Origin of the sequence: Pseudomonas sp. DY-1, assembly GCF_003626975.1 — a bacterium.
Lineage (GTDB): Bacteria > Pseudomonadota > Gammaproteobacteria > Pseudomonadales > Pseudomonadaceae > Metapseudomonas.
This window is the reverse complement of record NZ_CP032616.1, coordinates 2,118,822-2,143,652: the sequence shown is the minus strand read 5'-3', so window position 1 is coordinate 2,143,652 and position 24,831 is coordinate 2,118,822. Positions and strand designations below refer to the sequence as shown.

Genomic DNA, 24,831 nt, shown 5'->3' with positions numbered 1-24,831 from the left:
AACGGGCTGGTAGGCGATTATCCAGGTTCATCACTTGTCAGATTTGGAGCTGCCATGAACGAGCAAATTTTTGTACTTGCAAGCCAGAAGAAGGCCACAAACCACATCCTGCACCTACTGCTGTGCATTCCAACATTCGGCCTATGGTTGATCGTCTGGGGGCTCGTAGCCAACAGCAACGCCAGCCACAACCAAAAGATTCAGAAACAAATTGATCAGGTTCTTGGCTACAAGATGCAGGGATTGAGTGACGTTGAGACTTACAAGAAGGTGAACGCTGATGAATCTGCTCGCAAGAAACGTAGTGACCAGATTTTCATAATCACTGTAATTGTGCTGGCAGTTGCGGCCTTCTTCCTGCTGAAATAGAAGTCCTTGCAGCGGTGGGGCTCTACGTCAGCACATAGGGCTGTATAACGAGCTGGAAGGGGCCTAGACTCGTTTCTCTTACGTCAGGACTGCCATCGTAGCCAATCGCACGAAAAATACCTCCTAAGCGCTTTACAGCTCGAATTCTATTCGGTCGCATAATAGAAAGCGGAGTGATGCCACTCACTGTTTGGCGCTTTAACCCTGCACGGGATTAAGAGCTACATCGCACTTGTTCCTTGACGTACCTGCTGCTCTTGCTTCGAAAAATTTTGAAGCGGAATCTGAGAGGATTCCTATGTCTTTGAGCATTGGAGTCAGGCGAGAAGCTTTAGTTGCGTAGTAATCAATCATAGGAGCGTAACTATTCTCTTCTGAGCGAGGATAACTCTGCATAAATCGGCACATTGTATCGATCTGCATTGCCATCTCTCGTACAGCGGCCTCAAGAACCGCTCCCGGCTCATTTGAAATCTGCACGAAGCTTTTGTAAGTGGAAGACGCCGCACCTCCTTTAGCCACTCTTTCAGACTCCGCAACCATATGCGTAATATGCAGTTCGATTCCAGAAGTATGCCCAACATACGTCTCTTGTAGTTTAGTAAGACGTGCATCGATATCCTTGATTACCTGCAAGATTTCGTCTGCATGCTTATCCCGAGCAAGCTGTTTGATCTGCCTTGTTTGAAGATCAAGTGATGACAGCACCCCGAGGAACGCAAAGAGGGCAAAGATGGGATTCAGGATACCCCCGAAGTAATCTCCAAAGGCGCCCCAAACCCCTTGATCGAGGGATCGGTGGACTCCAAAGGTACTGATGTAGGTGAAGATCAGCACGGCGACAAAGGAAAGAGCGAGAACAGCAACAACCCACACAAATCGACGACTCATGGGAACTCCCTGTAGTGAAGGTGAAAAAGAATAACCCACCCGCCGTCGCCAGGGAATCGCATATGGGGGTGGGGTGTTTTAAAAAGGGGGTGGGGGTACAAATAATAACCCCGGACGGCATTTCGCAAATGCTGATTTTTGCGAGCACCATTCAACAACGCGACCGGGTGGCCTCGCTGAAGCTTTGTAAATAATAAATAAGTTGTGGCACTCTCGACCTCAACGTTAGCCGTTTGCAAGCCATTGCACGTCAGAGCGAAAGCTGAAGGCGAGTCATCACACGACGAACTTGTGTAGCGTTCCACTGGCCACCACGTGAAGCATTCACACCCTTGCTATTCAGGCACTCAGCAACAGCGGCGAACGTGGACACTCCACGGAACAGGCACGCTTCGATATGGTGTTGAACATCAGAATGGAAGCCAGCCACTCGACCGGCTACGGACTCACGAGCCTTTGCACGTGTAGCACCAGAGAGCGTCTTGGAGCCTGCTGTATTGCGACGTTCGATCTTCTGTTGGGATTCCACATCGCCAGAGTCTGCACGCTCCTGAAGGGCTGCTAGGGCCTCTTTAGTCCGAGCTCGGATGAACTGGCGTTCCTGTTCTGCAAGAGCCGCGAACAGATGGAGCTGGAAACTATCAGCATGCGGCATGGTGGCAACTTTGAACTGAACACGCTTCATCAGGGAGGCGATGTGTTCAACGTCACGGCTGATCCGGTCTAACTTCGCTGCTATCACGGTAAGGTTATGGGCGACAGCCCTAGACCACTCTGGACGCTGGAGTGGTGGCACTCCCCCGGAGACCACTTCCACATACTCAGCCACTACAGTCCAGCCATTCGCCTTAGCGGCCTGTTCGATGTACTGCCGTTGAGCTTCCAGACCTAACCCTGATTCACCCTGCCCACGAGTGGATACCCGATAATACGCCACTACGTTCATGGTCTGGCGCTCCAACAATATTTGTGTGTGTGGATAGCACTCTATCGACTCTCCACTGAAATGACAATCCTATTACGACCGACACAGATATGACATTGCCACCTAATTATGACTAATGGTATTCACAACCTATTGACGTGGTGTGAGGTTTCATGATGCTGGCGTGAATCTGTCCAACTTCCCTCGCACTATTCTTCAATTTTGAAAAACTGACTCAGAAGAAAGAAAAAGCGTTTTGCTCAACCAACTTGAGAAGGGAGGCCCGTAGAATCAGGGCTACAGACGTGCCACAGATTGGATCGCCTTAACAGGCTCGCTGTAAGCGTACAATTTATGTATGGTTTTTCGGGGTTTAAGGGGTACTAACGTAAGGGTACTAACTACCTCAGGAAAACCTGAGGTACAGACTACACCCCGGCCTTCAGCCGATGTTTTTGCACAGTAAGATCGAAGATCAAGAGATAGGAGCGGGGGAGATTGATTCTCAATTTATTATCTCCCCCTATCAGCCGGTAGGCTGGATCACTAACCCACGTGGGATAGCTATCCCATGGCGGACGAAGTCCAAGTGGTGACCTCTTCTAGGGCGATGACACTTCAAGCGCCAGCTTGGGGCTGACTACTCCTCAAGGCTGATCCAACTTAAAGTGATGACGGGGAATAATAAATTGATGAAATCAATCCCCGTCTGCTCTTGCTCTTTTTCTATTGTGCGAAAGGAGACAACGAAGGAGTCGACCATTGACCGTAGGTCAAGGGGATATTCCCCTGTCGTTGCCGGCAGGATGGTAAAATTTACGGTAGTAACACTATTGAAGTTTGGGGGATTTATTTGTTAATTAACAAATCCCCTATTATTCATGGTGTAGTCAGTCTTTAGACTAACCTGTGCAAAGCTTCGCTTTCCGTGCGATATGACTACCAGTCGTTGACGACTGGTATTTTCACTCTTGAATTAATTCAATAATTTTGTTTTTATAAATATGTCTATATTCTTTGGTGCGATAACTCTTGACCGAAGGTTGGGGCGTAATACAGGTGACTCATCGACGAGTCATTGGTGTACTTCTTTTAATTTGTTGAAATCTATTTCAACTTTCAACTAAATGGGGAATGCCAGTTGAGCTATGAGGCTTCGCCTCCCGACTGTCGTCGTTCGCTCAAGGATTCGCTCGCTTCGCTCTCTCTTTTATATAAGGAAATTTGCAACCCCCTTGATTCTAGGGGGCTGTAGCCCGACTTTTCCCTAAGTTATTCAGAAAAGCTACGAAAGCTTATGCAGCAATTGGCACGGCAGCAACGTGGTCATGATCTCTTGCTTGGCTGTCCCGTCGCATCTGGTGGCGATACCAAGTTTTAACTGCATTATCCCGGAGTGCGTCTGAGCCACGGAACACTAGCCACGGATTGATCAAGAGCTTGATTTCACCTTTCCGCATGTCGCCATTGCGGGAGGTGAATACCTTGAGTAACCCAGCTTCGACAAGCTTGGCCAGTTTTGCAGACAGGTTCGATTCGGCCACCGCAAGATGTGTCGACAGGTCGGTCTGCGACATAACAATCACATTGCGGTACAGCACAAGTTCGTGGAGCTGGAGTAACAGCATCATCATCGGTTTGCTGACTCGGTAGTCTCCGCTCTTTCGGAAGTGCTCACCCAGTGCCGTGTCCTGTACGTAGTACAGCGCATGAGTGGTGTGGGGAGGGAGCTTGCGACGGTCGACGTGTTGTCTCAGGTAGTCTTCCCATTCATCGACGCTCAGGACTTCGTCAGGCGCCCTGTGGGGACTCGGGCGAGAGAGTGCATGGGAAGCTAGGGTCTGGGCGTACTCACCGATGATCTCGCCAGTCTCGTTGTCAACGACGAAGCAGCCAACTATAACGGCTCGCTTCTCAACGAGTGCATCGTGGATTTCAGCGTGACTGAGTGCGGTATTGTGGGGGGTGGCGCTGGGCGTATCGCAGGCGGGGGTGACGCAGTTGTCCATATCTTTCTCCTTCTTCAAGTTCAGTTCATAGGCAATTCCTCGGTTGGTTGCCGGTGTTTGGATTGATGCTGAATCCCAGAAACAAAAAGCCTCCATGCAATGCACTGCGTTTCCGCAATGGTCGCGTTGGAGGCTTCGATTTGGGGAGTGTTGTCAGGTCGCTGACAACGGAGGAGATACTATTGCAAGTTGGGACTCTTTGTCAATCTGTGAATTCGAAAATGTCAAGGGGTGGACTGCAGTTTGGGTTGAATGTATCGGCTGTAAGTTCTGTACCGCCTCCAGCATCGCTTTCAGTGGTAAGCGACTTCCATAAACTCCAAAGGTGACTGAGCTGTCCTCATGCCCAGCCATCCGCTTGATCAGTGAGTCTTGAACTCCGGCCTCCCGTAAGTCATCGATGAAGGTGTGTCGGAAGCTGTGGAAAGTCTTCCGCGGATCGTTGATCCCCAGCTTGGTCTTGTAGCGGCTGAACCACTTCGACGGGGCATGGCCATACTTTCCTCGTGTTGCTTCCAGATCGGGGAACAACCGAAAGTGGCCGGCAACTCTGACAGCTTCGACGTGCTCCAGTAGTCCGAACTTCAGCAGCTCTGGATGTATCGGCAGGATTCGGCGACTGCTCTGGTTCTTGAGTTTCTGACCTTCGCGGCTGTCGTCAATGCGGATGCACGGGATGCCTTGCATGATGGTGAGGTCATCAACGTGCAGTTGGCAAAGCTCTTCCATTCGTGCACCAGTGAACCGGGCGAGGAGGGGGAGCCAGTATCGCCACGGATAGTTGCTTGCTTCTTGCCAAAGTGCTTCGTGGTTGAGCAGTGTGCGTAGGTCGCTGGGTTCGAAGGAGAGGCGAGCATCCTTTGCAGCGCCAGCCATGACCTTTATCCCTGTCAGCGGGTTTTGCTCGATATAGCCGTTGGCTTTGCACCAGCTGAAAAACGCAGTCAACTTTCGAAGTCGATTGTTGATCGTCACTGCTGTGATGGTCTGATAGGTCATCGTCGAGTCGACAACCTGGCGGAGCGTCATTCCTTTGAACTCAGGACGCTGGGCGAAGTACTGCGGGCATCGAGCCAATAGTTCCTTGAGGGTGCGAGCCTGCTCGACCCCGAAGGCAGAGGCGGGCATATCGCCCATCAGGTCAAAGAAATCCCGCAAGGCACGTTCAACATCCAGCGTGCTGACGGTTCGCCAAGCACCGCTCCGTTTCCCTTCCTCTATGTAGAGCTTCGACAGGCTACCCAAGGTGGGGCCATCGAGGCGGGTGCTTTCCAAACTGCTTATACGGCCTCTGGTCGGCGTTGGGATGGACGTTGGTGTTGGGGTGTTATCTCGCCATTCCGCACACAGCGAACGCAGTTTGTTGGGCTCTGTGAGTGGCTGAATCGCTATGTGCTGGTGAACTCGTTCTGCGAGCGAACTGGCGAGGAAGAGGGCGGTTCTGCGGTCCCGAATACCCAGACTCAATTGCAATGTATTACACCTTGGGTATAGGTGCTTCGGTAGCCGGAGATTCAGGTAGTAGACGGCTCCGCGACGGGTGATGAAGGCCATGTTGTACACCTGTGTGGTACAGCTAAGTTGTACAGTTCTAGCCACACCCCCAGAATTTTTAGCATCGAATCAGACGGGTTTTTCCGCCCGAAATGAACGTCGGTAAATCCCCATCAACCCCTGATCAGCCCAGACGCAGTGCGGCTTCCAGCAAACTGCGAAGAGTGCTTGCACTCCACCCCGGTCAGGCCCGGAAGGGAGCAGCCGCAGCGGTGAAATCGTGTGCCGGGGTGTGGCTGGTGGGGTCACCTCCAATCTCCCCAGTTACCAATTTTCATTGGTAGCGCGCCAGAATCTCATCGATCTCCCCTGATTCCTTCATCTGCACCAGCGTGCGGAGGATGCGTTGCGCCGGAATCGCAGGGTCATTTCGGATCAGGCAGCCCACCGGTTCTTCGTCCAAAGTGCCGACGCTCACCAGACGGTCCGAGTCTGGTAGGTCGCGATTGAACCAGCCCAGTGCCATCTCATTGCTTACTGCGTACTTGTAGCGGCCGGCCAGAAGCTTCTGTAGCACCAACTCCTGGTTGCGTGCCTCATCGCGCAGCAGGGAGCCGCGATCGAACAAATGCTGCAGGCGCGGATAGGCGTAGCCCAGCACGGTGCCGACGCTCTCCCCCGAAATGGCGTCGGGGCTGGCCAGGTGTTCGCTTCCCTGGCGCGACACGATCAGGTCGCGCTGGTAGAGGAGGGGCACGCTCCAGAGGAATTCGGTGCTGTTGGTGATCCACTTCGGGCTGACGTAGCAGCGCACGTCGATCTCTCCCTGTTTCAAGGCCAGTTCCACGCGGTTGCGGGGAAGGACCTGGATCTGTGCGGGGATATCGAGGCGTTGCGCCAGACGATTGATCAGGTCGTGGAGAATGCCGCCGGTCAGATGGTTGTCCTTGAACTCGGCCAGCGGCATGGCCCAGCTGTCAACCGCCGAGAAGCGCAGGACGGCCGGCACAGCGTTGCCGAAGGAGCTCCAGCAGAGCAGAAGGGCGAGGACAAATGAGCGCATCAGGCTCCCTCGTCTGGGTGGGCGGTGCCTCACAATGCCTGTTGCCGAGCGGATTGAACAGGGCGCCGTTCGCATCGGATGCAATTTGCGCATCGCTCCGCTAGCATTAGCTCCTTCTGCTCTCCAGACGCGATGGTTTTCAATGAGTTATCAGGTCCTTGCACGTAAATGGCGTCCGCGCTCGTTCCGCGAAATGGTCGGCCAGACCCATGTGCTGAAGGCTTTGATCAACGCCCTGGACAATCAGCGCCTGCATCACGCGTACCTGTTTACCGGTACGCGCGGCGTGGGCAAGACCACCATCGCGCGAATTCTCGCCAAGTGCCTGAACTGCGAGACCGGTATCAGCTCCACGCCCTGCGGCCAATGTTCGGTGTGCCGGGAGATCGATGAGGGGCGTTTCGTCGATCTGATCGAAGTGGACGCCGCAAGCCGCACCAAGGTGGAGGACACCCGCGAGCTGCTCGATAACGTGCAGTACGCGCCTAGCCGCGGTCGTTACAAGGTCTACCTGATCGACGAAGTGCACATGCTCTCCACGCACTCGTTCAACGCGCTGCTGAAGACCCTTGAAGAGCCGCCACCCCACGTCAAGTTCCTGCTGGCCACCACCGACCCGCAGAAGCTGCCCGTTACCATTCTTTCGCGCTGCTTGCAGTTTTCACTGAAGAACATGCCGCCGGAGCGCGTGGTCGAGCATCTGACCCACGTACTCGGGGCCGAAAACGTACCCTTCGAGGCTGATGCGCTCTGGTTGCTGGGCCGCGCCGCCGATGGCTCGATGCGTGATGCCATGAGCCTCACCGACCAGGCCATCGCCTTCGGTGAAGGCAAGGTGCTGGCCGCCGATGTGCGCGCCATGCTCGGTACCCTCGATCATGGCCAGGTCTATGGCGTACTCCATGCGCTACTGCAGGGTGATGCCCGTGCGCTGCTGGAGGCCGTGCGTCAGTTGGCCGAACAAGGGCCGGACTGGAATGGCGTGCTTTCCGAAATGCTCAATGTGCTGCACCGAGTGGCTATTGCCCAGGTGTTGCCGGACGCTGTCGACAACGGCCAGGGCGACCGAGAGCGCGTACTGGCGCTGGCACAGGCTCTTCCTGGCGAAGATGTGCAGTTCTATTACCAGATGGGGCTGATCGGCCGTCGCGACTTGCCGTTGGCACCCGATCCCCGTAGCGGCTTCGAGATGGTGCTGCTGCGTATGTTGGCCTTCCGTCCGGCAGATGCCGATGGTGCACCCCGGGTCCAGCTAAAGGACCCGGGGATCAGCCAGGCCACGGTTGATCCCCAGACGAACCCAGTGGCCGGAGCCGCCTCGCCGGCTTCGGTAGCCATTGCCGCGCCGCAGCCTGTTCCCGTTCAGGTTTCCGCACCAGTGGTTGCCCCTGCTCCAGCATCAATCCAGCCTGTTGCGGCCCCGGCCCCGGCCCCGGTCGTTGAGGCGCCTGCGCCTGTTCCGGCAGTCGAAACGCCTGCTGCGGCTGCGGTCGAGGAAGTTGTTCCTGCGAATGTTGTCGAACCCGCTCCCGAGCCGGTTGCAGAGCCCGTGGTGGAAGAACCGGTAGCTGTAGTCGAGAAACCTGCTGAGGTGGTTGACCTGCCGTGGGAGGAATCTGCGGTCCCGGTCGCTTTCGCGGCAGTGGTCGAGCCCCCGGCTGATCCCGAGCCGGCGCCTGTGGTCGAGACCGTTCCGATTGTTGACGCTGCCGTTGTCCAGCCAGTGGCTGAAGCCCAGGCTGCTGCGCCTACTGACGAATCTGACGACGAGCCGCCGCCCGGCGACTACGACGACTACTACGAAGGCGACGCTGACAGCATTGCCTACATGGAAGACTTCGGGCCGGCGGAAGAACCCGTCGCAGCAGTCGAGGTGCTGCCCGCGGCGCAGCCGGCCACCGGCCTGGCGGCCGAATGGCTGGACTTGTTCCCGCGCCTGGGGCTGTCGGGCATGACCGGCAATATCGGCGCCAACTGCACCTTGGTGGCAGTGGAGGACGATGTCTGGCGCCTGCACCTGGACCCGGCGCAGAGCGCGCTGTTCAACGCGAACCAGCAGCGCCGCCTGAACGATGCGCTGAACCAGTACCACGGCCGTACCCTGAAACTCGAAGTTGAAGTGCGTCGTCCTGAGCAGGAAACCCCGGCCCAGGCTGCCGCACGCAAGCGCGCCGCTCGTCAGCGGCAGGCCGAAGAGGCCATTGCAAGCGATCCGCTGGTGCTGAAAATGATCGAACTGTTCGGTGCCCAGGTGCGCGCCGACACCATTGAACCCCTTGACCGCTGAGGACAATCACCATGATGAAGGGTGGTATGGCAGGCCTGATGAAACAGGCCCAACAGATGCAAGAAAAGATGCAGAAGATGCAGGAAGAGCTGGCCAATGCCGAGGTTACCGGCCAGTCCGGCGCCGGCCTGGTGAGCGTGGTGATGACTGGCCGTCATGACGTCAAGCGCGTCTCCCTGGATGACAGTCTGATGCAGGAAGACAAGGAAATCCTGGAAGACCTGATCGCTGCTGCGGTGAACGACGCCGTGCGCAAGATCGAGCAGAACAACCAGGAGAAGATGGCAGGCATGACTGCGGGGATGCAGTTGCCCCCCGGCTTCAAGATGCCTTTCTGAGTGAGTGACGCCCAGCCGGCACGCGTTACTGCGTTGCGCTAGGCGCCGGGCATCCTCGTTAACAGACGTAGACTCCGGTGCCTGAGGCCGCTCGCGCCTTGTGCCGCATATCATCTGGTCGCCCCGGTCGATGCTGCCGGGCGGCACTGGAGTTTCTCCAATTTATCCGCACCTCGAGACGCCAATGAGCTTCAGCCCGCTGATCCGCCAACTGATCGATGCCCTGCGCATTCTGCCCGGCGTGGGCCAGAAGACGGCCCAGCGCATGGCGCTGCAGATGCTGGAGCGTGACCGCACTGGCGGCTTGCGCCTGGCTCAAGCGCTGACGGCTGCGATGGAGGGTGTTGGGCATTGCACGCAATGCCGCACCTTGAGCGAGGAAGCGCTCTGCCCGCAGTGCGCTGATCCACGTCGCGACGATTCCCTGCTCTGTGTGGTGGAAGGTCCTCTGGATGTCTTCGCCGTGGAGCAGACCGGCTATCGCGGTCGCTTCTTCGTACTCAAGGGGCATTTGTCGCCCCTGGATGGTCTGGGACCAGAGGCGATTGGCATCCCGGAGCTGATGGCGCGCATCGAAGCGGGCCAGTTCGTCGAGGTGATCCTCGCCACCAACCCTACGGTGGAGGGCGAAGCCACCGCCCACTACATCGCCCAGCTGCTGGCACCCAAATCCATCATGGTCTCCCGTATCGCCCATGGCGTACCGCTGGGCGGCGAGCTGGAGTTGGTGGACGGCGGCACCCTGGCCCATGCGCTCGCAGGGCGTCGTCCTATCGGGCTTTGAGTTTGGGGGGGGGCGCGGCTGATACGGCCGCGTCGATGGCACAAGTCTCGCCTTGAAAACCAAGCAAGCGCTCGGTAAGTTCGTTCGATCTTACCGGGGAGTCTTGCCATGTCTGCCTACCAGGAATACTTCGACGAATCCCATCAACTGGTCCGGGATTCGGTGCGTCGTTTCGTCGAGCGGGAAATCCTGCCCCATATCGCCGAGTGGGAAGAGGCTGAGGAGTTTCCCCGCGAGCTCTACCTCAAGGCCGGCACCGCCGGCATCCTCGGTATCGGTTACCCGGAAGAGTTCGGCGGCAGCCATGAAGGTGACGTGTTCGCCAAGGTGGCGGCCAGTGAAGAGTTGATGCGTTGCGGTTCCGGCGGGCTGGTGGCTGGGCTGGGTTCGCTGGATATCGGCCTGCCGCCGGTGATCAAGTGGGGGCGCGCCGAGCTCCGCGAGCGTGTCGTGCCTGAGGTACTGGCCGGCGAGAAGATCATGGCGCTGGCAGTGACTGAGCCTTCCGGCGGTTCGGATGTGGCCAATCTCAAGACACGTGCTGTGCGCGATGGCGATTTCTATCGCGTCTCCGGCAGCAAGACCTTTATCACCAGCGGTGTGCGCGCCGACTACTACACGGTGGCAGTGCGTACCGGTGGCGAAGGTTTTGGTGGGGTGAGTCTGTTGCTGGTGGAGAAGGACGCTCCGGGCTTCACCGTCGGCCGCAAGCTGAAGAAGATGGGCTGGTGGGCCTCAGACACTGCCGAGCTGTTCTTCGACGATTGCAAGGTCCCGGTGGAGAACCTGATTGGCATGGAAAACATGGGCTTCGCCTGCATCATGGCCAACTTCCAGAGCGAACGCCTGGCGCTGGCCATCATGGCCAATATGACTGCGCAACTCGCATTGGAGGAGTCGCTCGGCTGGGCGCGCGAACGCGAAGCCTTTGGTAAGCCCATTGGCCGCTTTCAGGTGCTTCGCCATCGAATGGCGGAAATGGCCACGCAGCTTGAGGTATCCCGCGAGTTCACTTACCGCCAGGCGGCGAAGATGGCGGCGGGAAAGAGTGTGATCAAGGAAATCTCCATGGCGAAAAACTTCGCCACCGACATCGCCGACCGTCTCACCTATGACGCTGTGCAGATCCTGGGCGGCATGGGCTATATGCGCGAAAGCCTGGTGGAGCGGCTTTATCGCGACAACCGGATCCTTTCCATAGGCGGCGGTACGCGGGAGATCATGAACGAGATCATCGCCAAGCAGATGAACCTCTGATCCGAACCGGAACTTCCGAAAGGGCGTTCCGGTTTTCTTTGGCTGAGATATATTACGAGCGACATTCAATATATTCGTGCGATCCAGGAGATGACCCTATGAGCGATCTGTCCCGAGAAGAGAAACTTCAAGTCTGGCTGGCAGCAGAGGCTGAGATTCGTGCCCGTTTGAAACCCGGCACCATGAGCATTGCGGAGGTGGCGATGCTCAGTCCTCTGGAGTTCTTCGATGGTATCGGCCGTGGAGACTTGCCAGCGCCGCCCATCGGCGAGCTGATGGGGTTCGTGCCTGTCGAGTGGTCGAAGGAGCGCTTCGTCTTCCAGGGAGTGCCGCAGATGCAGCACTACAACCCGATCGGGTCGGTGCATGGTGGCTACGCCGCGACCTTGCTGGATTCGTGCATGGGTTGCGCCATTCACGCCAACCTGGAGAAAGGGCAGGGCTATACGACCACCGACTTGCGTATCAGCTATGTCCGTGCCTTGACCACAAAGACTGGTCCGGTGCGTGCCGAGGGGCGGATCATCCATGTCGGTCGCTCTACCGCGTTGGCCGAAGGGCGTATCTATGACGTGGATGGCAAGCTCTATGCGACTGGCTCCACGACCTGCTTGATCCTGGGTGGCAAGTAGCTCCTGCGATGACCTGTAGGGGCGAATTCATTCGCCAAGCAGGCCGAAGGCCTGCCCTGGCGGGCAAAAAAGAAGGGGGCACGCTTGTGGCGTGCCCCCTGTTGCCGTCAGCGATGACAGCCAACCGTCGAAGTGAGATGGGCGAAGTCGCCCGGTAAGGCGGTTCGCCTGGAGGTCAGGCCTCCGGTGTTGCGACCGCCGCCCGCCTTGTGAGCGCGCGACGGGTGAAGCCGGGCCGCGCCCGAGGGCGCGGCGGTGTGTCAGCCGATGGTCATCAAGCTGGCGTTGCCGCCAGCAGCGGCAGTGTTGACGCTGATGGCGCGTTCGATCAGCAGGCGCTCCAGCGGTACCGCGGTCTCGCCGCGGGACAGGCCCTGGACGCCGATGATCGGGCCCTTGCGGGAAGCGACTTGCCGGCAAACGGTACCCAGTTGGTCCGAGTCGCCATGGTGGAGAACCGCATCGAACACCACTTCCGACTGTGTCCAGTCGGCTACCAGCTGGATGCGGGCCTGCACGGCCTTCGGTAGGGCGGCGCGCAGTTTGCCGGTCAGCTCGCTGGTGGCCCAGAGTGCGCTGCTACCAACGGCCAGTGTCGCGGCCAGCTGGGTAAGCAGGTCGGTTTCGTCATCAGCCAGGCAGAGCACAGCCTCGCGCGGCAGCAGCACGTAGGTGTTGCGCTCGCCGGTCGGGCCGGGAAGCACGCGGCTCAGGCCACTCTGGGACTGCTCGGCGAAGCTGTCACAGACATTGGCCAGACCATCCTTGCCGTTCTTCGCGGCCCAGGCCTTGAGGGCTTCCAGGGGGTTGCCCTGACGATCCTGCAGGGTGTTGCGCTGCTGGGTGTCGGCGACATTCTGGCCATCCAGGCGCTGGAAGGTGCGGCTCACGCCATCTGCCGGACGAGTGGCGAGCAGGCGGTACATGTACAACGGGCCGCCGGCTTTCGGACCAGTGCCGGACAAGCCTTCACCGCCAAAGGGCTGCACGCCGACCACGGCGCCAACCATGTTGCGGTTGACGTAGAGGTTGCCTGCGTGGGCCTTGTCCACCACCTTGGCGATGGTTTCGTCGATGCGGGTGTGCACGCCGAGGGTCAGGCCGTAGCCGGTGGCATTGATCTCGTCGAGCAGGGCGTCCATGTCCTCGCGCTTGTAGCGCAGCAGGTGCAATACCGGGCCGAAGATTTCACGCTCCAGGTCGGCGAGGCTGTCCAGTTCGATCAGGGTCGGCATCACGAAGGTGCCGCGCTGCATCACATCACCCTCGGTGCGGGCGATCTGGAACACGCTGCGGCCTTTGCTGCGCATGGCCTGGATGTGCTTATCGATGTTGGCCTTGGCCTCGGCGTCGATGACCGGGCCGATATCCACGTTCAGGTGTTCGGGGTTGCCGATGCGGCACTCGGCCATGGCGCCCTTGAGCATTTCCACGACGCGGTCAGCCACGTCTTCCTGGACGCATAGCACGCGCAGTGCGGAGCAGCGCTGGCCGGCACTGTCGAAGGCGGAGGCGATCACGTCCGTCACCACCTGCTCGGCAAGGGCGGAGGAGTCCACGATCATGGCGTTCTGGCCGCCGGTTTCGGCGATCAGCGGAATCGGGCGACCCTGCGCGTCCAGGCGGCCGGCAACGTTGCGAGCCAGGATGCCGGCCACTTCGGTGGAGCCGGTGAACATCACGCCCTTCACACGCTCATCGCTCACCAGGGCGGCGCCTACGGTGTGGCCGAGGCCCGGCAGCAGCTGCACCACGCCTTCTGGAATGCCGGCCTGGAGCATGATGCGCACGGCCTGGGCGGCGATCAGCGGGGTCTGTTCGGCAGGTTTGGCAAGCACGGTGTTGCCGGCGGCCAGCGCGGCGGCTACCTGGCCGGCGAAGATCGCCAGAGGGAAGTTCCACGGGCTGATGCACACCACCGGGCCCAATGGGCGGTGGGTATCGTTGGCGAAGTCGTGGCGGGCCTGGGCGGCGTAATAGCGCAGGAAGTCAACGGCTTCGCGCACTTCGGCGATCGCGTTGGCGAAGGTCTTGCCGGCTTCGCGGACAAGGATGCCCATCAGCGACTGCATTTCGCTTTCCATCAGGTCGGCGGCGCGATCCAGGGCGGCGGCGCGCTCCACTGGCGGGGTGGATTGCCAGATCGGCGCAGCGGTGATGGAGGCCAGTACGGCATTTCCGACGTCTGCAGTGGTGGCGTTCTGCACGTGGCCAACCACATCGCGGTGATCCGCCGGGTTCAGCACGGGTTCAGCCACGCCTTCGCTGGTCGGGCAGCCGAGCATGGGCTGGGCGCGCCAGTCGGCATGGCCGGAGCTCAGCAGGGCGCTGGATAGCGAGGCCAGGCGATGTTCGTTGGCCATGTCGATGCCGCTGGAGTTGACGCGGGCTTCGCCGTACAGGGCCTTGGGCTGCGGGATGCGCGGATGCGGCAGGCCAAGGGCGCCTTCTACGCTGGCCATGGATTCGGCACTGGTCACCGGGTCTTCCACCAGATCCTTGATGGAGATGCTGTGGTCGGCGATACGGTTGACGAAGCTGGTGTTGGCGCCGTTTTCCAGCAGGCGGCGAACCAGGTAGGCCAGCAGGGTTTCATGGGTGCCGACCGGTGCGTAGATACGGCACGGGCGGTTCAACTTGCCGTCGGCGACCTTGCCCACCACTTGTTCGTAAAGGGGTTCGCCCATGCCGTGCAGGCACTGGAATTCATACTGGCCCGGGTAGTAGTTCTGGCCGGCGATCTGGTAGATGGCCGACAGGGTGTGGGCGTTGTGGGTGGCGAACTGCGGGTAGATCGCGTCCGGAACGCCCAGCAGCTTGCGGGCGCAAGCGATGTAGGAAATGTCGGTGTACACCTTGCGGCTGTAGACCGGGAAGCCTTCCAGGCCATCAACCTGGGCGCGCTTGATCTCGCTGTCCCAATAGGCGCCTTTCACCAGGCGGATCATCAGGCGATGCTGGCTGCGGCGGGCGAGATCGATCACGTAGTCGATCACGTATGGGCAGCGCTTCTGGTAGGCCTGGATGACGAAGCCGATGCCGTTCCAACCCTTCAGGCTTGGCTCGAAGCAGAGGCGCTCGAGCAGGTCGAGGGAGATTTCCAGGCGGTCGGCTTCTTCGGCGTCGATGTTCAGGCCGATGTCGTACTGCTTGGCCAGGAGGGTCAGGGACAGCAGGCGCGGGTAAAGCTCGCCCATCATGCGCTCGTACTGGGCGCGGCTGTAGCGCGGGTGCAGGGCCGACAGCTTGATGGAGATGCCCGGGCCTTCATAGATACCGCGGCCGTGGGAGGCCTTGCCGATGGCATGGATGGCCTGCTCATAGGAGGCGTAGTAGCGCTGGGCGTCTTCCTCGGTCAGCGCGGCTTCGCCGAGCATGTCGTAGGAGTAGCGGAAGCCCTTGGCTTCGAAGTTGGTGGCGTTGGCCAGCGCCTCGGCGATGGTTTCGCCGGTGACGAATTGCTCACCCATCAAGCGCATGGCCATGTCCACGCCCTTGCGGATCACCGGCTCACCACTCTTGCCGATGATGCGGTTCAGCGAGGACGACAGGCCGGCTTCGTTGTGGGTGGACACCAGCTTGCCGGTGATCAGCAGACCCCAGGAAGCGGCGTTGACGAACATCGACGGGCTCTGGCCCAGGTGCTGCTGCCAGTTGCCGGTGCTGATCTTGTCGCGAATCAGGGCGTCGCGGGTGCCTTTGTCCGGGATTCGCAGCAGGGCTTCGGCCAGGCACATCAGCGCCACGCCTTCCTGGGAAGACAGGGAGAACTCCTGCAGCAGGCCCTGGACGATACCGGCACGACCGCCGGCGCTCTTCTGGTTGCGCAGCTTCTCGGCGATACCGTAGGCCAGCTTGTAGGCGGCGTCGGACATCTCGGCGGGCAGGCGCGCCTGCTCCAGCAGCATGGGCACGGCTTCCTGCTCGGGGCGGCGGTAGGCGGCAGTAATGGCCGCGCGCAGCACGGACTGCGGCAGGATGCTTTCGGCGAATTCGAGGAACGGCTGATGCGTGGATTCGGGCAGGGCTTCGAGGGCGTCGTGGTCACCTTCGGCCAGACGCTGGGCGATGCCTTGGAGTTCCGGCAGGGTCATGCCGCTTTCCAGTGCCTCGAGGTAGCTGAAGATCGCTTGCTTGATCAGCCAATGCGGGGTGCGCTCGATCCTGCGCGCAGCTTCCTTGAGACGATCGCGGGTAGCTTCGTCCAGTTTCACGCCAAGGGTGGTGCTCGTAGCCATTTCTTGTCCTCTTCTCGGCCGTGGTCGCACGGCATTAGCGGCGCAAAGAGTAGCGATGTCCTACAAGGGGTGCAACCTGGTGCAACCAAAGGTCGTAAGACTGGCGGTATTCTCCTGATGAAAGGTCACATTGATGACTCGGAAAAGTTGCACCTGATCGCTGCCGAGGCACAGAAGTACTGGCGTTCAGCAGGGTATGAGCGGCTGTAGAGGGAAGGGTGCAACCCAGGTGCAGCCGGTTACGGTCCTACCTGGAAAGCATAGGCTGCCCTCGGTGGATGCCGAGGGCGGCGACGGATGGCAGGGTCGTCAGGCCCTGGTGGCCTGGGCAGCCTCTACCTGGGAGAGGAGGGTGGCGCGGGCACTTTCGAGTATGCGGTCTGACAGTTCCTCGCTGGCCACGCTGCGGGCCAGTGTCAGAGCGCCCACCAAGGTGGACAGCATGGTCAGGCTCTGCTCAGCACTGCCGGTTTCCTTAGTCACCAGTTCCAGCAGGTTGTTCAGCACACTGTCGGTGATGGCGCTGGCATTGCCGCGCTGTCCCAGTTCCGCCGACATGGTGGGCAGCGGGCAACCTTGTTCGGGGTGGGCACGATGCTGCGGGGAGAGGTAGCGCTCGAAGAAGGTCTTCAGCGGCTGGTCCTTGGCGAATGCCTTGACCCATTGGGCGTTGGCGTCGTTCGCTGCTGCCTGGAGGGCCTCTTCCACCAGGGCATCCTTGGATTTGAAGTGTGCATAGAAGCCGCCATGGGTCAGGCCGAGGGCCTTCATCAGCGGTTGCAGGCCGGTGGCGTCGATGCCTTCGGAGCGAAAGCGACGGGACGCCTCGGCGACGATGCGTTTGTGGGTTTCGGCTTTGTGATCTTCGGGGTAGCGCATGTCGGTCGCCTCGTTCGCAAGATTGATATGGCGATTGTAATTCACATCCCTTGTCGCGCTAGCGGTAATCGACCACGGCACGGACGAGGTGCCGTGGTCGATCGATCAGACGCGCTCCAGAAGGGTTGCCACGCCTTGGCCGCCGCCAATGCACTGGGTGGCGACGGCGTATCGGCCACCGGTGCGTTTGAGCAGGCTCGCAGCCTTGCCGGTGATGCGCGCGCCGGTGGCGCCCAGCGGATGGCCGATGGCCATGGCGCCGCCGTCCAGGTTGACCTTGGCCGGATCGAGATCCAGCTCGCGTATGCAGGCCAGGGCCTGACTGGCGAAGGCTTCGTTGATTTCGAACAGGTCGATGTCACCGATCACAAGGCCGGTGCGTTGCAGCAGTTTGCGGGTGGCATAGAGCGGTCCCATGCCCATGATTTCCGGCGGGCAGCCAACCACGGCAACGGCCTTGATCCGCGCCATGACGTCCAGGCTCCAGCGCTTTGCGAAATCCTCGGTGCAGACGAATACCGCCGCTGCGCCATCGGTCAGGGGCGAAGCGGTGCCGGCGGTTACGCTACCGCCGAAGGCCGGCTTAAGTTGCGCCAGTGCTTCCGGGGTGGTCGCCGGACGGATGCAACCGTCTTCGTTTACCAGACCGTCGGGCGTTTCGATGGCGATGAGCTCGTCCTGCAAGCGGCCTTGTTCCCGTGCCTGGGTAGCCTTGCGGTGGGACTCCACAGCCATGGCCTCCTGTTCGATTCGGGAAATGCCGTAGCGCCCGGCGACCACTTCAGCGGTGTGACCCATGGCCATGTACGCCTGTGGGTAGCCGTCCACCAGCTTGGGATTCGGTGAAATGTTGAATCCGCCCATGGGCACGCGGGTCATCGACTCCACGCCGCCACAGATAAAGGCCTCGCCCGCACCCAGCATGATCTGTCCGGCAGCGAAGTGGATTGCGCTCATGGAGGAACCGCAGAAGCGATTCACCGTGGCACCGGCGACGGTTTCCGGCAGACCGGCGAGGAAGCCGGTGATACGCGCCAGGTTCATGCCTTGCTCGGCTTCGGGGTAAGCGCAACCTAGGATCAGGTCCTCGATTTGCCGGGGATCGATATCCAGGCGATCCACCAGGCCCTTCACCACCTGGGCCGCGAGGTCGTCCGGGCGGAGGTTGATCAGTCCGCCTTTCTTGGCGAAGTGGAAAGGCGAGCGGGCGTAACCGGCAATGACGATGGATTGCATGGAGGGCTCCTGTGAGAGGGCGTTGGCCTCGATGCGTTAAATGATATGCGTAATTCAAAAAGACGTACATGATGGTCGTAATACAAATTTGCTATGACGACGATCGGTCAACCAGAAGCCAGGGCTTGCTCGGTTTTCACCGCATTGATGAAGGCTTGCATGGCGGAGGGATTCGCCCCGGCAATCGCCGGGGCTTTTTCAGGCTGACGCCAGGGCCAGGTCGGCCAGTACGCCAGTGAGGATGACACGGAAACCGTCAAGCATGTCGAACATGGGAGGCTCCTGGTGGTTTGCAGCGTGGGTTAATTCCTGTGGGGGCGATTTCAATCGCTAAGGGCAGCGTAGCTGCGCCAGGGTTTCTCTGGGCAGGCCTGCTCAGCGACTTGAGTGGCCCCCACAGGATCTCGGTCTCAACCGTAGGAGCGACTTCAGTCCCGAAGGACAGCGCAGCTGCCCCCGGTTATTTCCGGTTGGGTCTGGCGCCCCAATCGCGAATGAATTCGCTCCCACAAGGCGCTGGCCGAAGCCAGCCCATTAATGCTTGAACATCACGTGGCGAATGGCGGTGTAGTCCTCCAACCCATACATGGACATGTCCTTGCCGTAGCCGGAGTGCTTGACGCCACCGTGGGGCATTTCGCTGACCAGCATGAAATGAGTGTTGACCCAGGTGCAGCCGTACTGCAGGCGTGCGGACAGGCGGTGGGCGCGGCCGACGTCGGCGGTCCAGAGGGAAGAGGCCAGGCCGTAGTCGGAATCGTTGGCCCACTCCAGCACCTGCTCCTCGCTATCGAACTCGGTGACCGAGACCACCGGGCCGAACACTTCGCGGCGGACGATCTCGTCGTCCTGGCGGGCGCCGGCGAGCACGGTGGGCTGGAAGAAGAAACCCGGGCCGTCGACACGCTTGCCGCCGGTGACCACCTGGATGTGCGGCACGGCGGCAGCGCGCTGGACGAAGCCCTCGACGCGCTCCAGGTGCTGCTCGGTGATCAGCGGGCCGAGTTCGGTATTCGGGTCGTCCTGCAGGCCGGTCCGGATGCTGCCGACGGCTTCGCCGAGCTTGGCGACGAACTTCTCGTAGATGCCTTTCTGCGCGTAGATGCGGCAGGCGGCGGTGCAGTCCTGGCCGGCGTTGTAGAAGCCGAAGGTGCGGATGCCTTCCACGGCGGCGTCGATGTCGGCGTCGTCGAAGATGATCACCGGGGCCTTGCCGCCCAGTTCCATGTGCATGCGTTTCACGCTGTCGGCGGTGCCGGCGATGATGCGCGAGCCGGTGGCGACCGAGCCGGTGAGGGAGACCATGCGCACCTTCGGGTGGGTGGTCAGCGGTTCACCGACGCTCGGGCCGCGGCCGAAGACCATGTTCACCACGCCGGCGGGGAAGATCTCGGCGATGTACTCGGCGAGCTTCAGGGCGGTCAGCGGGGTCTGCTCGGAGGGTTTCAGTACCACGGTGTTGCCGGCGGCCAGGGCCGGGCCGAGTTTCCAGGCGGCCATCATCAGCGGGTAGTTCCACGGCGCGATGGAAGCGACCACGCCGACCGGGTCGCGGCGGATCATCGAGGTATGGCCGGGCAGGTACTCACCGGCGGCGGAACCGCTCATGCAGCGGCTGGCGCCGGCGAAGAAGCGGAACACGTCGGCGATGGCCGGCAGTTCGTCGTTCAGCGCGGCGGCGTAGGGCTTGCCGCAGTTCTGCGATTCCAGGCGGGCCAGTTCTTCGGCGTGGGCGTCGATGCGGTCGGCGAGCTTGAGCAGGAGGGTGGAGCGGTCTTTCGGCGAGGTCTGCGACCAGGCCGGGAAGGCGGCGTCGGCGGCGCGCACGGCGGCATCGACCTGGGCCGGGCTGGCCTCGGCGATTTCCACCAGGGCGGTGCCCAGGGACGGGTTGAGCACGGCGAGGCTGGGGCCTTCGCCGGCGACGAGCTGGCCGTTGATCAGGAGTTTGGTTTGCATGGGGTGATCCTTGTTCGGTTCTAGCCCCTCTCCCGGAGGGAGAGGGGAGGAAAGCGAGGGAGGAGGGGCGACGGGTTGGCTTACTGCGCCGGAACGCCAGCTACGTCAGCGGCCTTTGGGACGGGATTGGAAAACTTCCAGGCGTCGCCGGCTGGGGCGGTGCCCTTGTCGTAGGGCTTGGCCAGCAGCATGTAGAGGAAGCCCGCGCCCATCACCACGACAGTGGTCAGGATCATCGAGTAGTTGATGTACCAGGCGGCATCCGGGCTGCGCGGCCAGATCATGTTGACGATGGCGCCAAGGCCGTAGATCAGCGCGGCAACGTTCACCAGCAGGCCCCAGCCGCCAAGGCTGAACTGGCCGCTCGGGCGCCAGCCTTTGGCTCGAGCGATCAGGGCGGCAATCACGATCAACTGGAAGGCGACGTAGATGCCGATGGCAGCGAAGCCGACGATGGTGGCCACGGCGTCAGCCATGAACAGGCCGAGGCAGACGATGGCCGCCGGAACGACACCGCTCACCACCAGTGCGAAGGACGGCACCTGGTTGGCGGAAAGGCGCTTGAGCAGGTTGCTGCCGACGATCATCTCGTCACGGGCATAGGCGAACAGCAGGCGGCTGGCGGCGGCTTGCAGGCTGAGCACGCAGGAAATGAAGGACACCATCACGACAGCCATTACCAGCTTCGAACCCACCGGACCGAAAGCATTGGAGAGGATGGTGGAAACCGGGTCGGTGTCTTCGCCGGCGATGACCTTCTGCATGTCCGGTACCGCGAGGATCAGTGCCAGGCAGGCGAACATGGCCGCGGCGCCGCCGATGTAGATGGTCATGCGCATGGCCTTGGGGATGCGCTTGCCGGGGTTGGGCGTTTCCTCGGCCACGTCACCGCAGGCCTCGAAGCCGTAGTACTGGAACAGACCCGCCAGGGATGCTGCGAGGAAGGCCGGCAGGTAGGAACCGTTGACGTTGATCTCGAAGGTATTGAACAGCACGCTGAACGGCTGGTGGCGTTCGAAGATCAGCAGGTAGCCGCCCACCAGGATGGCGCCCACCAGTTCGCAGAGGAAACCGAACATGGCCACGCGCGCCAGCAGCTTGGTGCCTACCAGGTTGAGACCGGTCGAGAGCAGGATCAGCACCAGGGCGATGTAGATGCTGGCGTTTGCGCTGGACTCGAAGCCGAGCATCGCGGCCAGGTAAGGACCAGCACCGACGGCCACGCCGGCGATGGTGGCGCACAGTGCCCAGGCGTAGACCCAGCCCACCATCCACGCCCAGCGCTTACCCACCAGGCGACGTGCCCAGGGGTAGACGCCCCCGGAAATCGGGAACTGCGAAACCACCTCACCGAACACCAGGCACACCAGTAACTGGCCGAGGCCGATCAGCAGGTAGGACCAGAACATCGGCGGGCCACCTGCCGCGAGGCAGAGGCCGAACAGGGTGTAGACGCCGACCACCGGCGACAGATATGTGAAGCCGAGGGAGAAGTTCTCCCACAGGCTCATGCTGCGGTTGAAGTTGGAGCTGTAGCCGAGCGCACGCAGTTGCTCGGCGTCCTGATCGATCGAAGCGGTTGCACGCGTCGCAGAAGACCCACTCATATTGTTTTTTCCTCATTTGAATGGCAGTCGTTTGCATGGCCAGCGGGGCAGTGCCCGCTGGTGCTCATGGAAGAGCCTTTGTTGTTATGGGTGAAGCGTGAAGCGGGTTCAGGCGGATTTGGCCGCCTGCTCGTCGCGGCCGTCGTCGAACTGCGATAGCCACTCGACGGCGGCGTCGCGGTAACGGGTGAATCCCTTGTAGTCCACGAGTTCCTGATTGAGGGACTTGAGCACGCGGTGCATGCGCTTGGCCCAGGCCGGGTTGGTGGCGATGTCTTCCAGGTTCAGCAGGTAAGTGCGGATCGGGAACACGATGGCGTTGCTGCGCGGCAAGCGGTGCAAGGGTTGTAGTTCGATGCGCAGGTAAACCAGCTTGCCGGCGTTCTCTGCGGTCACCGTGGTGCGGTCCGGTGCCCAGTCCGGCAGGCTTTCGGCGGATACGTCCAGGCGCGGGTTGACGGTCAGCGACCAGTTCAGGCGGCGCACCGGATGGCCGCAGCGCAGGCGCAGAAGGAACTTCAGTGCGCGGTCGAGCATGCCGGTCTCTTTCACCAGTGGCACCGGGCCGTGGAACTCGTGCCAGGCCATGCCGAGGTTGAAGCGCAGCGAATAGTCGGCCCGCTGGGTGGCGATGCCTGCGCCCCAGTACAGGGTCCCGTCGCGCTCTTCCTGCAATACCCAGTCGCCCTGGGCCTGGCGGGTGATGTACTCCATCGGCTCATAGGGCAGGGTGGCCGGGTCGCCGAAGGTGAAGGTGTCGTCAATGTTCAGGAGCTTGTTGGTCCAGTGCCAGCGAGTGCCGTCCTTCTCCAGCGTGAAGTATTCGGGGTAGTCGCTGGCGTAGGACTCCATGATCAGCTCGAGCAGGTCCCACTGGGCTTCCATCATGTGCGGCGCCGATACGTAGTGCATGCCCGGGTCTTTTTCCAGGGTGAAGGCTCGGTCGCGGCATTCGCTGATGTAGTGCTCGTCGATGTCGAAGACGGCCTTGAGCGCTGCCTCGCCCACCGATACGTGGGGCTCCAGATTCATCGAGTACATGTACTCGTCGTCCGGGAAGGGGAAGGGCGCGCGGGCAATGCACTCGGGGCTGTTCGCGTAGGTGTAGTCGTCGCGGTAGGTTTCGTCGGGTCGGAACTGGATGGTCATGGTCGTTCTCCGTTCAGCAGTCGATGACCAGCCGCGAGCACTTGGCGCGCGACACGCAGGGCATGATTTTCTTGTTCGCGGCCTTGTCCTCGTCGGACAGCCAGTCGTCGGTGTGGAGGATTTCGCCGTCCAGCTCCAGCACATTGGTTTCACACATGCCGCAGGCGCCGCCGCGGCACAGGTAGGGGATCTCGTGGCCGGCGGCCTCGGCGGCCTCCAGCAGGCTCTGGTCGGGAGAGACTGTGAGGGTGGCGCCACTGCGCGCCAGGGTGACGCTGAAGCTCTCGCCGATGCTGCCCTGCTCCAGGAACCGCTCGTAGTGGATGTGGCTGTCGGTCCAGCCTTGGGCGCGGGCGCTGTCGATGGCGTCCTGGATCATGGATTCCGGACCGCAGACATAGAGGTGGCTACCCAACGGACGGTCCGCGACCACGGCGGCGATATCCAGGCGCTGATCGATGTCATTGCGGTACAGGCGCACCGCGTCACCGTATTCGCGCACCAGTTCTTCGCCCAGGCGCGCGTGTTCTGCGCCGCGCACTGCCAGATGCACCTCGAAGGGCGTTCCGCGCAGGCGCAATTCGGCCAGCTGAGAGCAGACCGGGGTTATGCCCACGCCGCCGGCGATGAACAGGTGCAGACGGGCGTGCTTGCTCAGCGGGAACAGATTCACTGGGCGCAGGATTTCCAGCACATCGCCCTCGTTCACCGCTTCGTGCATCCGCAACGAGCCGCCACGGCCTTCCTCGACCCGGCGTACGGCGATCTGGTAGGCGCTGGAGTCGTACGGCGAGCTCATCAGCGAGTAAGCATTGCGGTAGGCGCCTGTCTCGTGTGGGATCAGTACCACCACGTTGCTGCCGCCAGAGAAGGGCGGCAGGTGCGCACCATCGGTGGAAACCAGGGTGAATCGCTTGATCTCGGGGGTGACGGCTTCGATGCGGGCCACCCGCACGTTCAGGGTTCCGTTGCTTAGGCTCATGTGTCGAGCTCCTCGGCGGCCGGCAGTTCGCCGGGGACTTCGGCATCGGCCTTCACGGCCTGGAAGGCGGCGAGGCGGCGGGAGTAGTGGTCACGTACCACCAGCATCCGGTTGCAACTGGGGCACTGGAATACGCGCTGGGTGACGTTCTCGGTGTAGCTGTCGCAGTGCACGCACCAGACTCGGCGGACGAAGCTGCCGGCGTGTTCGCGGAGCACTTCGTCGCCGTTCATGTCGTAGCGGGTGGCGACCTGCATGGCGGTGCCGATAAAGCTTTCCGAACCGGAGAGGTAGAGGCGGGTGCCCATGCGGGCATCGCCGAGGATGTGTTCGAGTTCGTCCACCAGCGCCTGGTTGCTGGAATAGACGCGCAGTTCGGCGACGTCACGTTGTTCCAGCTCGGCGAGGAAGTCCTGGCCGGAGAAGGATTCCTGCGAGTAGAGCAGGGTGATGTTGAGGCCCTGTCCGGCCATGTCGTCCAGCAGGCGCAGCAGGGCGCGGCCGCCACTGCCCTGGCCGGCGACCAGGTGATGGGTTCCGCCGGGAAGAGGACGGAGTTGGTCGTATACCGGCCGGCTCTTGATACCTGTGATTAGCATTGTTGTTTTGCCTCCAGAGCTGCCGGGTCTCTCGGACCCGGCTTCTATGCGATGACCCACTCAGGTGGATGGGTGCCGCTAGCTGGAGCACGCGCCGTGCCAACTTAGTAACATGTTGAAAATAAAGAAATTT

The 24,831-nt window shown here is 60.8% G+C and carries 19 protein-coding genes; 6 read left to right on the top strand and 13 right to left on the bottom strand.

The genetic code is table 11. The features are described 5' to 3' along the window. Positions 1 to 54: 54 nt before the first annotated feature. Entirely contained in the window at positions 55 to 369 is a 315-nt protein-coding gene (locus tag D6Z43_RS10300) for a hypothetical protein (protein WP_120651838.1), read from the top strand. A gap of 198 nt (positions 370 to 567) precedes the next feature. On the opposite strand, the gene D6Z43_RS10295 is transcribed toward D6Z43_RS10300, so the two are convergent. The 5 genes from D6Z43_RS10295 to D6Z43_RS10275 form a co-directional block, all read right to left on the bottom strand. After that, complete coding sequence (locus D6Z43_RS10295; RefSeq protein WP_120651837.1) at positions 568 to 1,260, bottom strand: hypothetical protein; 693 nt, start codon at positions 1,258 to 1,260, stop codon at positions 568 to 570. A gap of 250 nt (positions 1,261 to 1,510) precedes the next feature. Beyond that, positions 1,511 to 2,206 carry a recombinase family protein gene (locus D6Z43_RS10290; RefSeq protein WP_120651836.1) on the bottom strand — a complete coding sequence of 232 codons (696 nt, stop codon included), beginning with the start codon at positions 2,204 to 2,206 and terminating at the stop codon, positions 1,511 to 1,513. A 1,274-nt stretch (positions 2,207 to 3,480) separates the two neighbouring features. After that, a complete protein-coding gene (locus tag D6Z43_RS10285; RefSeq protein WP_120651835.1) occupies positions 3,481 to 4,194 on the bottom strand; it encodes a hypothetical protein in 714 nt (237 codons plus the stop codon). 153 nt (positions 4,195 to 4,347) lie between these two features. After that, entirely contained in the window at positions 4,348 to 5,748 is a 1,401-nt protein-coding gene (locus D6Z43_RS10280; protein WP_120651834.1) for a site-specific integrase, read from the bottom strand. A gap of 274 nt (positions 5,749 to 6,022) precedes the next feature. Beyond that, positions 6,023 to 6,751, bottom strand: a complete 729-nt coding sequence (locus tag D6Z43_RS10275; protein WP_120651833.1) for an ABC transporter substrate-binding protein — start codon at positions 6,749 to 6,751, stop codon at positions 6,023 to 6,025. A 142-nt stretch (positions 6,752 to 6,893) separates the two neighbouring features. On the opposite strand from D6Z43_RS10275, the gene dnaX reads away from it, so the two are divergent. From dnaX to D6Z43_RS10250, 5 genes are all read left to right on the top strand, one after another. Next, entirely contained in the window at positions 6,894 to 9,038 is a 2,145-nt protein-coding gene (dnaX, locus tag D6Z43_RS10270; protein ID WP_120651832.1) for a DNA polymerase III subunit gamma/tau, read from the top strand. An 11-nt stretch (positions 9,039 to 9,049) separates the two neighbouring features. Further along, entirely contained in the window at positions 9,050 to 9,376 is a 327-nt protein-coding gene (locus D6Z43_RS10265) for a YbaB/EbfC family nucleoid-associated protein (protein WP_009619439.1), read from the top strand. 184 nt (positions 9,377 to 9,560) lie between these two features. Further along, positions 9,561 to 10,160, top strand: coding sequence for a recombination mediator RecR (gene recR / locus D6Z43_RS10260; RefSeq protein WP_120651831.1), 600 nt, complete (start codon positions 9,561 to 9,563; stop codon positions 10,158 to 10,160). A 108-nt stretch (positions 10,161 to 10,268) separates the two neighbouring features. Continuing rightward, positions 10,269 to 11,417 (top strand): acyl-CoA dehydrogenase family protein, encoded by a 1,149-nt coding sequence (locus tag D6Z43_RS10255; RefSeq protein WP_120651830.1) that lies wholly within the window; start codon positions 10,269 to 10,271, stop codon positions 11,415 to 11,417. A 98-nt stretch (positions 11,418 to 11,515) separates the two neighbouring features. Then, positions 11,516 to 12,049 (top strand): PaaI family thioesterase, encoded by a 534-nt coding sequence (locus D6Z43_RS10250; RefSeq protein ID WP_120651829.1) that lies wholly within the window; start codon positions 11,516 to 11,518, stop codon positions 12,047 to 12,049. Between the two features lie 260 nt (positions 12,050 to 12,309). Here D6Z43_RS10250 and putA read toward each other — a convergent pair whose 3' ends face one another. The 8 genes from putA to D6Z43_RS10210 form a co-directional block, all read right to left on the bottom strand. Continuing rightward, the gene (gene putA, locus D6Z43_RS10245) at positions 12,310 to 16,287 is read right to left on the bottom strand and encodes a trifunctional transcriptional regulator/proline dehydrogenase/L-glutamate gamma-semialdehyde dehydrogenase (protein ID WP_120651828.1); all 3,978 of its coding nucleotides are present in this window, start codon (positions 16,285 to 16,287) and stop codon (positions 12,310 to 12,312) included. A 309-nt stretch (positions 16,288 to 16,596) separates the two neighbouring features. Beyond that, positions 16,597 to 17,166, bottom strand: a complete 570-nt coding sequence (locus tag D6Z43_RS10240) for a TetR/AcrR family transcriptional regulator (protein WP_120651827.1) — start codon at positions 17,164 to 17,166, stop codon at positions 16,597 to 16,599. Between the two features lie 105 nt (positions 17,167 to 17,271). Beyond that, complete coding sequence (locus tag D6Z43_RS10235; RefSeq protein ID WP_120651826.1) at positions 17,272 to 18,402, bottom strand: thiolase family protein; 1,131 nt, start codon at positions 18,400 to 18,402, stop codon at positions 17,272 to 17,274. A gap of 534 nt (positions 18,403 to 18,936) precedes the next feature. Continuing rightward, a complete protein-coding gene (locus D6Z43_RS10230) occupies positions 18,937 to 20,361 on the bottom strand; it encodes a gamma-aminobutyraldehyde dehydrogenase (RefSeq protein WP_120651825.1) in 1,425 nt (474 codons plus the stop codon). 80 nt (positions 20,362 to 20,441) lie between these two features. Continuing rightward, positions 20,442 to 21,968, bottom strand: coding sequence for an APC family permease (locus D6Z43_RS10225; RefSeq protein WP_120651824.1), 1,527 nt, complete (start codon positions 21,966 to 21,968; stop codon positions 20,442 to 20,444). A 108-nt stretch (positions 21,969 to 22,076) separates the two neighbouring features. Next, on the bottom strand, positions 22,077 to 23,117 hold the full coding sequence (locus tag D6Z43_RS10220; protein ID WP_120651823.1) for a DUF3445 domain-containing protein: 1,041 nt from the start codon (positions 23,115 to 23,117) through the stop codon (positions 22,077 to 22,079). 13 nt (positions 23,118 to 23,130) lie between these two features. After that, the gene (locus D6Z43_RS10215) at positions 23,131 to 24,099 is read right to left on the bottom strand and encodes a PDR/VanB family oxidoreductase (RefSeq protein WP_120651822.1); all 969 of its coding nucleotides are present in this window, start codon (positions 24,097 to 24,099) and stop codon (positions 23,131 to 23,133) included. After that, positions 24,096 to 24,698 carry a dimethylamine monooxygenase subunit DmmA family protein gene (locus D6Z43_RS10210; RefSeq protein ID WP_120651821.1) on the bottom strand — a complete coding sequence of 201 codons (603 nt, stop codon included), beginning with the start codon at positions 24,696 to 24,698 and terminating at the stop codon, positions 24,096 to 24,098. The genes D6Z43_RS10215 and D6Z43_RS10210 overlap by 4 nt, the downstream gene beginning before the upstream one ends. Positions 24,699 to 24,831 lie beyond the last annotated feature (133 nt).

Excerpts from the sequence above, each read along its gene's own strand:
- D6Z43_RS10300 (WP_120651838.1), top strand. The coding sequence starts at position 55 with ATGAACGAGCAAATTTTTGTACTTGCAAGCCAGAAGAAGGCCACAAAC.
- D6Z43_RS10295 (WP_120651837.1), bottom strand. The coding sequence starts at position 1,260 with ATGAGTCGTCGATTTGTGTGGGTTGTTGCTGTTCTCGCTCTTTCCTTT.
- D6Z43_RS10290 (WP_120651836.1), bottom strand. The coding sequence starts at position 2,206 with ATGAACGTAGTGGCGTATTATCGGGTATCCACTCGTGGGCAGGGTGAA.
- D6Z43_RS10285 (WP_120651835.1), bottom strand. The coding sequence starts at position 4,194 with ATGGACAACTGCGTCACCCCCGCCTGCGATACGCCCAGCGCCACCCCC.
- D6Z43_RS10280 (WP_120651834.1), bottom strand. The coding sequence starts at position 5,748 with ATGGCCTTCATCACCCGTCGCGGAGCCGTCTACTACCTGAATCTCCGG.
- D6Z43_RS10275 (WP_120651833.1), bottom strand. The coding sequence starts at position 6,751 with ATGCGCTCATTTGTCCTCGCCCTTCTGCTCTGCTGGAGCTCCTTCGGC.
- dnaX (WP_120651832.1), top strand. The coding sequence starts at position 6,894 with ATGAGTTATCAGGTCCTTGCACGTAAATGGCGTCCGCGCTCGTTCCGC.
- D6Z43_RS10265 (WP_009619439.1), top strand. The coding sequence starts at position 9,050 with ATGATGAAGGGTGGTATGGCAGGCCTGATGAAACAGGCCCAACAGATG.
- recR (WP_120651831.1), top strand. The coding sequence starts at position 9,561 with ATGAGCTTCAGCCCGCTGATCCGCCAACTGATCGATGCCCTGCGCATT.
- D6Z43_RS10255 (WP_120651830.1), top strand. The coding sequence starts at position 10,269 with ATGTCTGCCTACCAGGAATACTTCGACGAATCCCATCAACTGGTCCGG.
- D6Z43_RS10250 (WP_120651829.1), top strand. The coding sequence starts at position 11,516 with ATGAGCGATCTGTCCCGAGAAGAGAAACTTCAAGTCTGGCTGGCAGCA.
- putA (WP_120651828.1), bottom strand. The coding sequence starts at position 16,287 with ATGGCTACGAGCACCACCCTTGGCGTGAAACTGGACGAAGCTACCCGC.
- D6Z43_RS10240 (WP_120651827.1), bottom strand. The coding sequence starts at position 17,166 with ATGCGCTACCCCGAAGATCACAAAGCCGAAACCCACAAACGCATCGTC.
- D6Z43_RS10235 (WP_120651826.1), bottom strand. The coding sequence starts at position 18,402 with ATGCAATCCATCGTCATTGCCGGTTACGCCCGCTCGCCTTTCCACTTC.
- D6Z43_RS10230 (WP_120651825.1), bottom strand. The coding sequence starts at position 20,361 with ATGCAAACCAAACTCCTGATCAACGGCCAGCTCGTCGCCGGCGAAGGC.
- D6Z43_RS10225 (WP_120651824.1), bottom strand. The coding sequence starts at position 21,968 with ATGAGTGGGTCTTCTGCGACGCGTGCAACCGCTTCGATCGATCAGGAC.
- D6Z43_RS10220 (WP_120651823.1), bottom strand. The coding sequence starts at position 23,117 with ATGACCATCCAGTTCCGACCCGACGAAACCTACCGCGACGACTACACC.
- D6Z43_RS10215 (WP_120651822.1), bottom strand. The coding sequence starts at position 24,099 with ATGAGCCTAAGCAACGGAACCCTGAACGTGCGGGTGGCCCGCATCGAA.
- D6Z43_RS10210 (WP_120651821.1), bottom strand. The coding sequence starts at position 24,698 with ATGCTAATCACAGGTATCAAGAGCCGGCCGGTATACGACCAACTCCGT.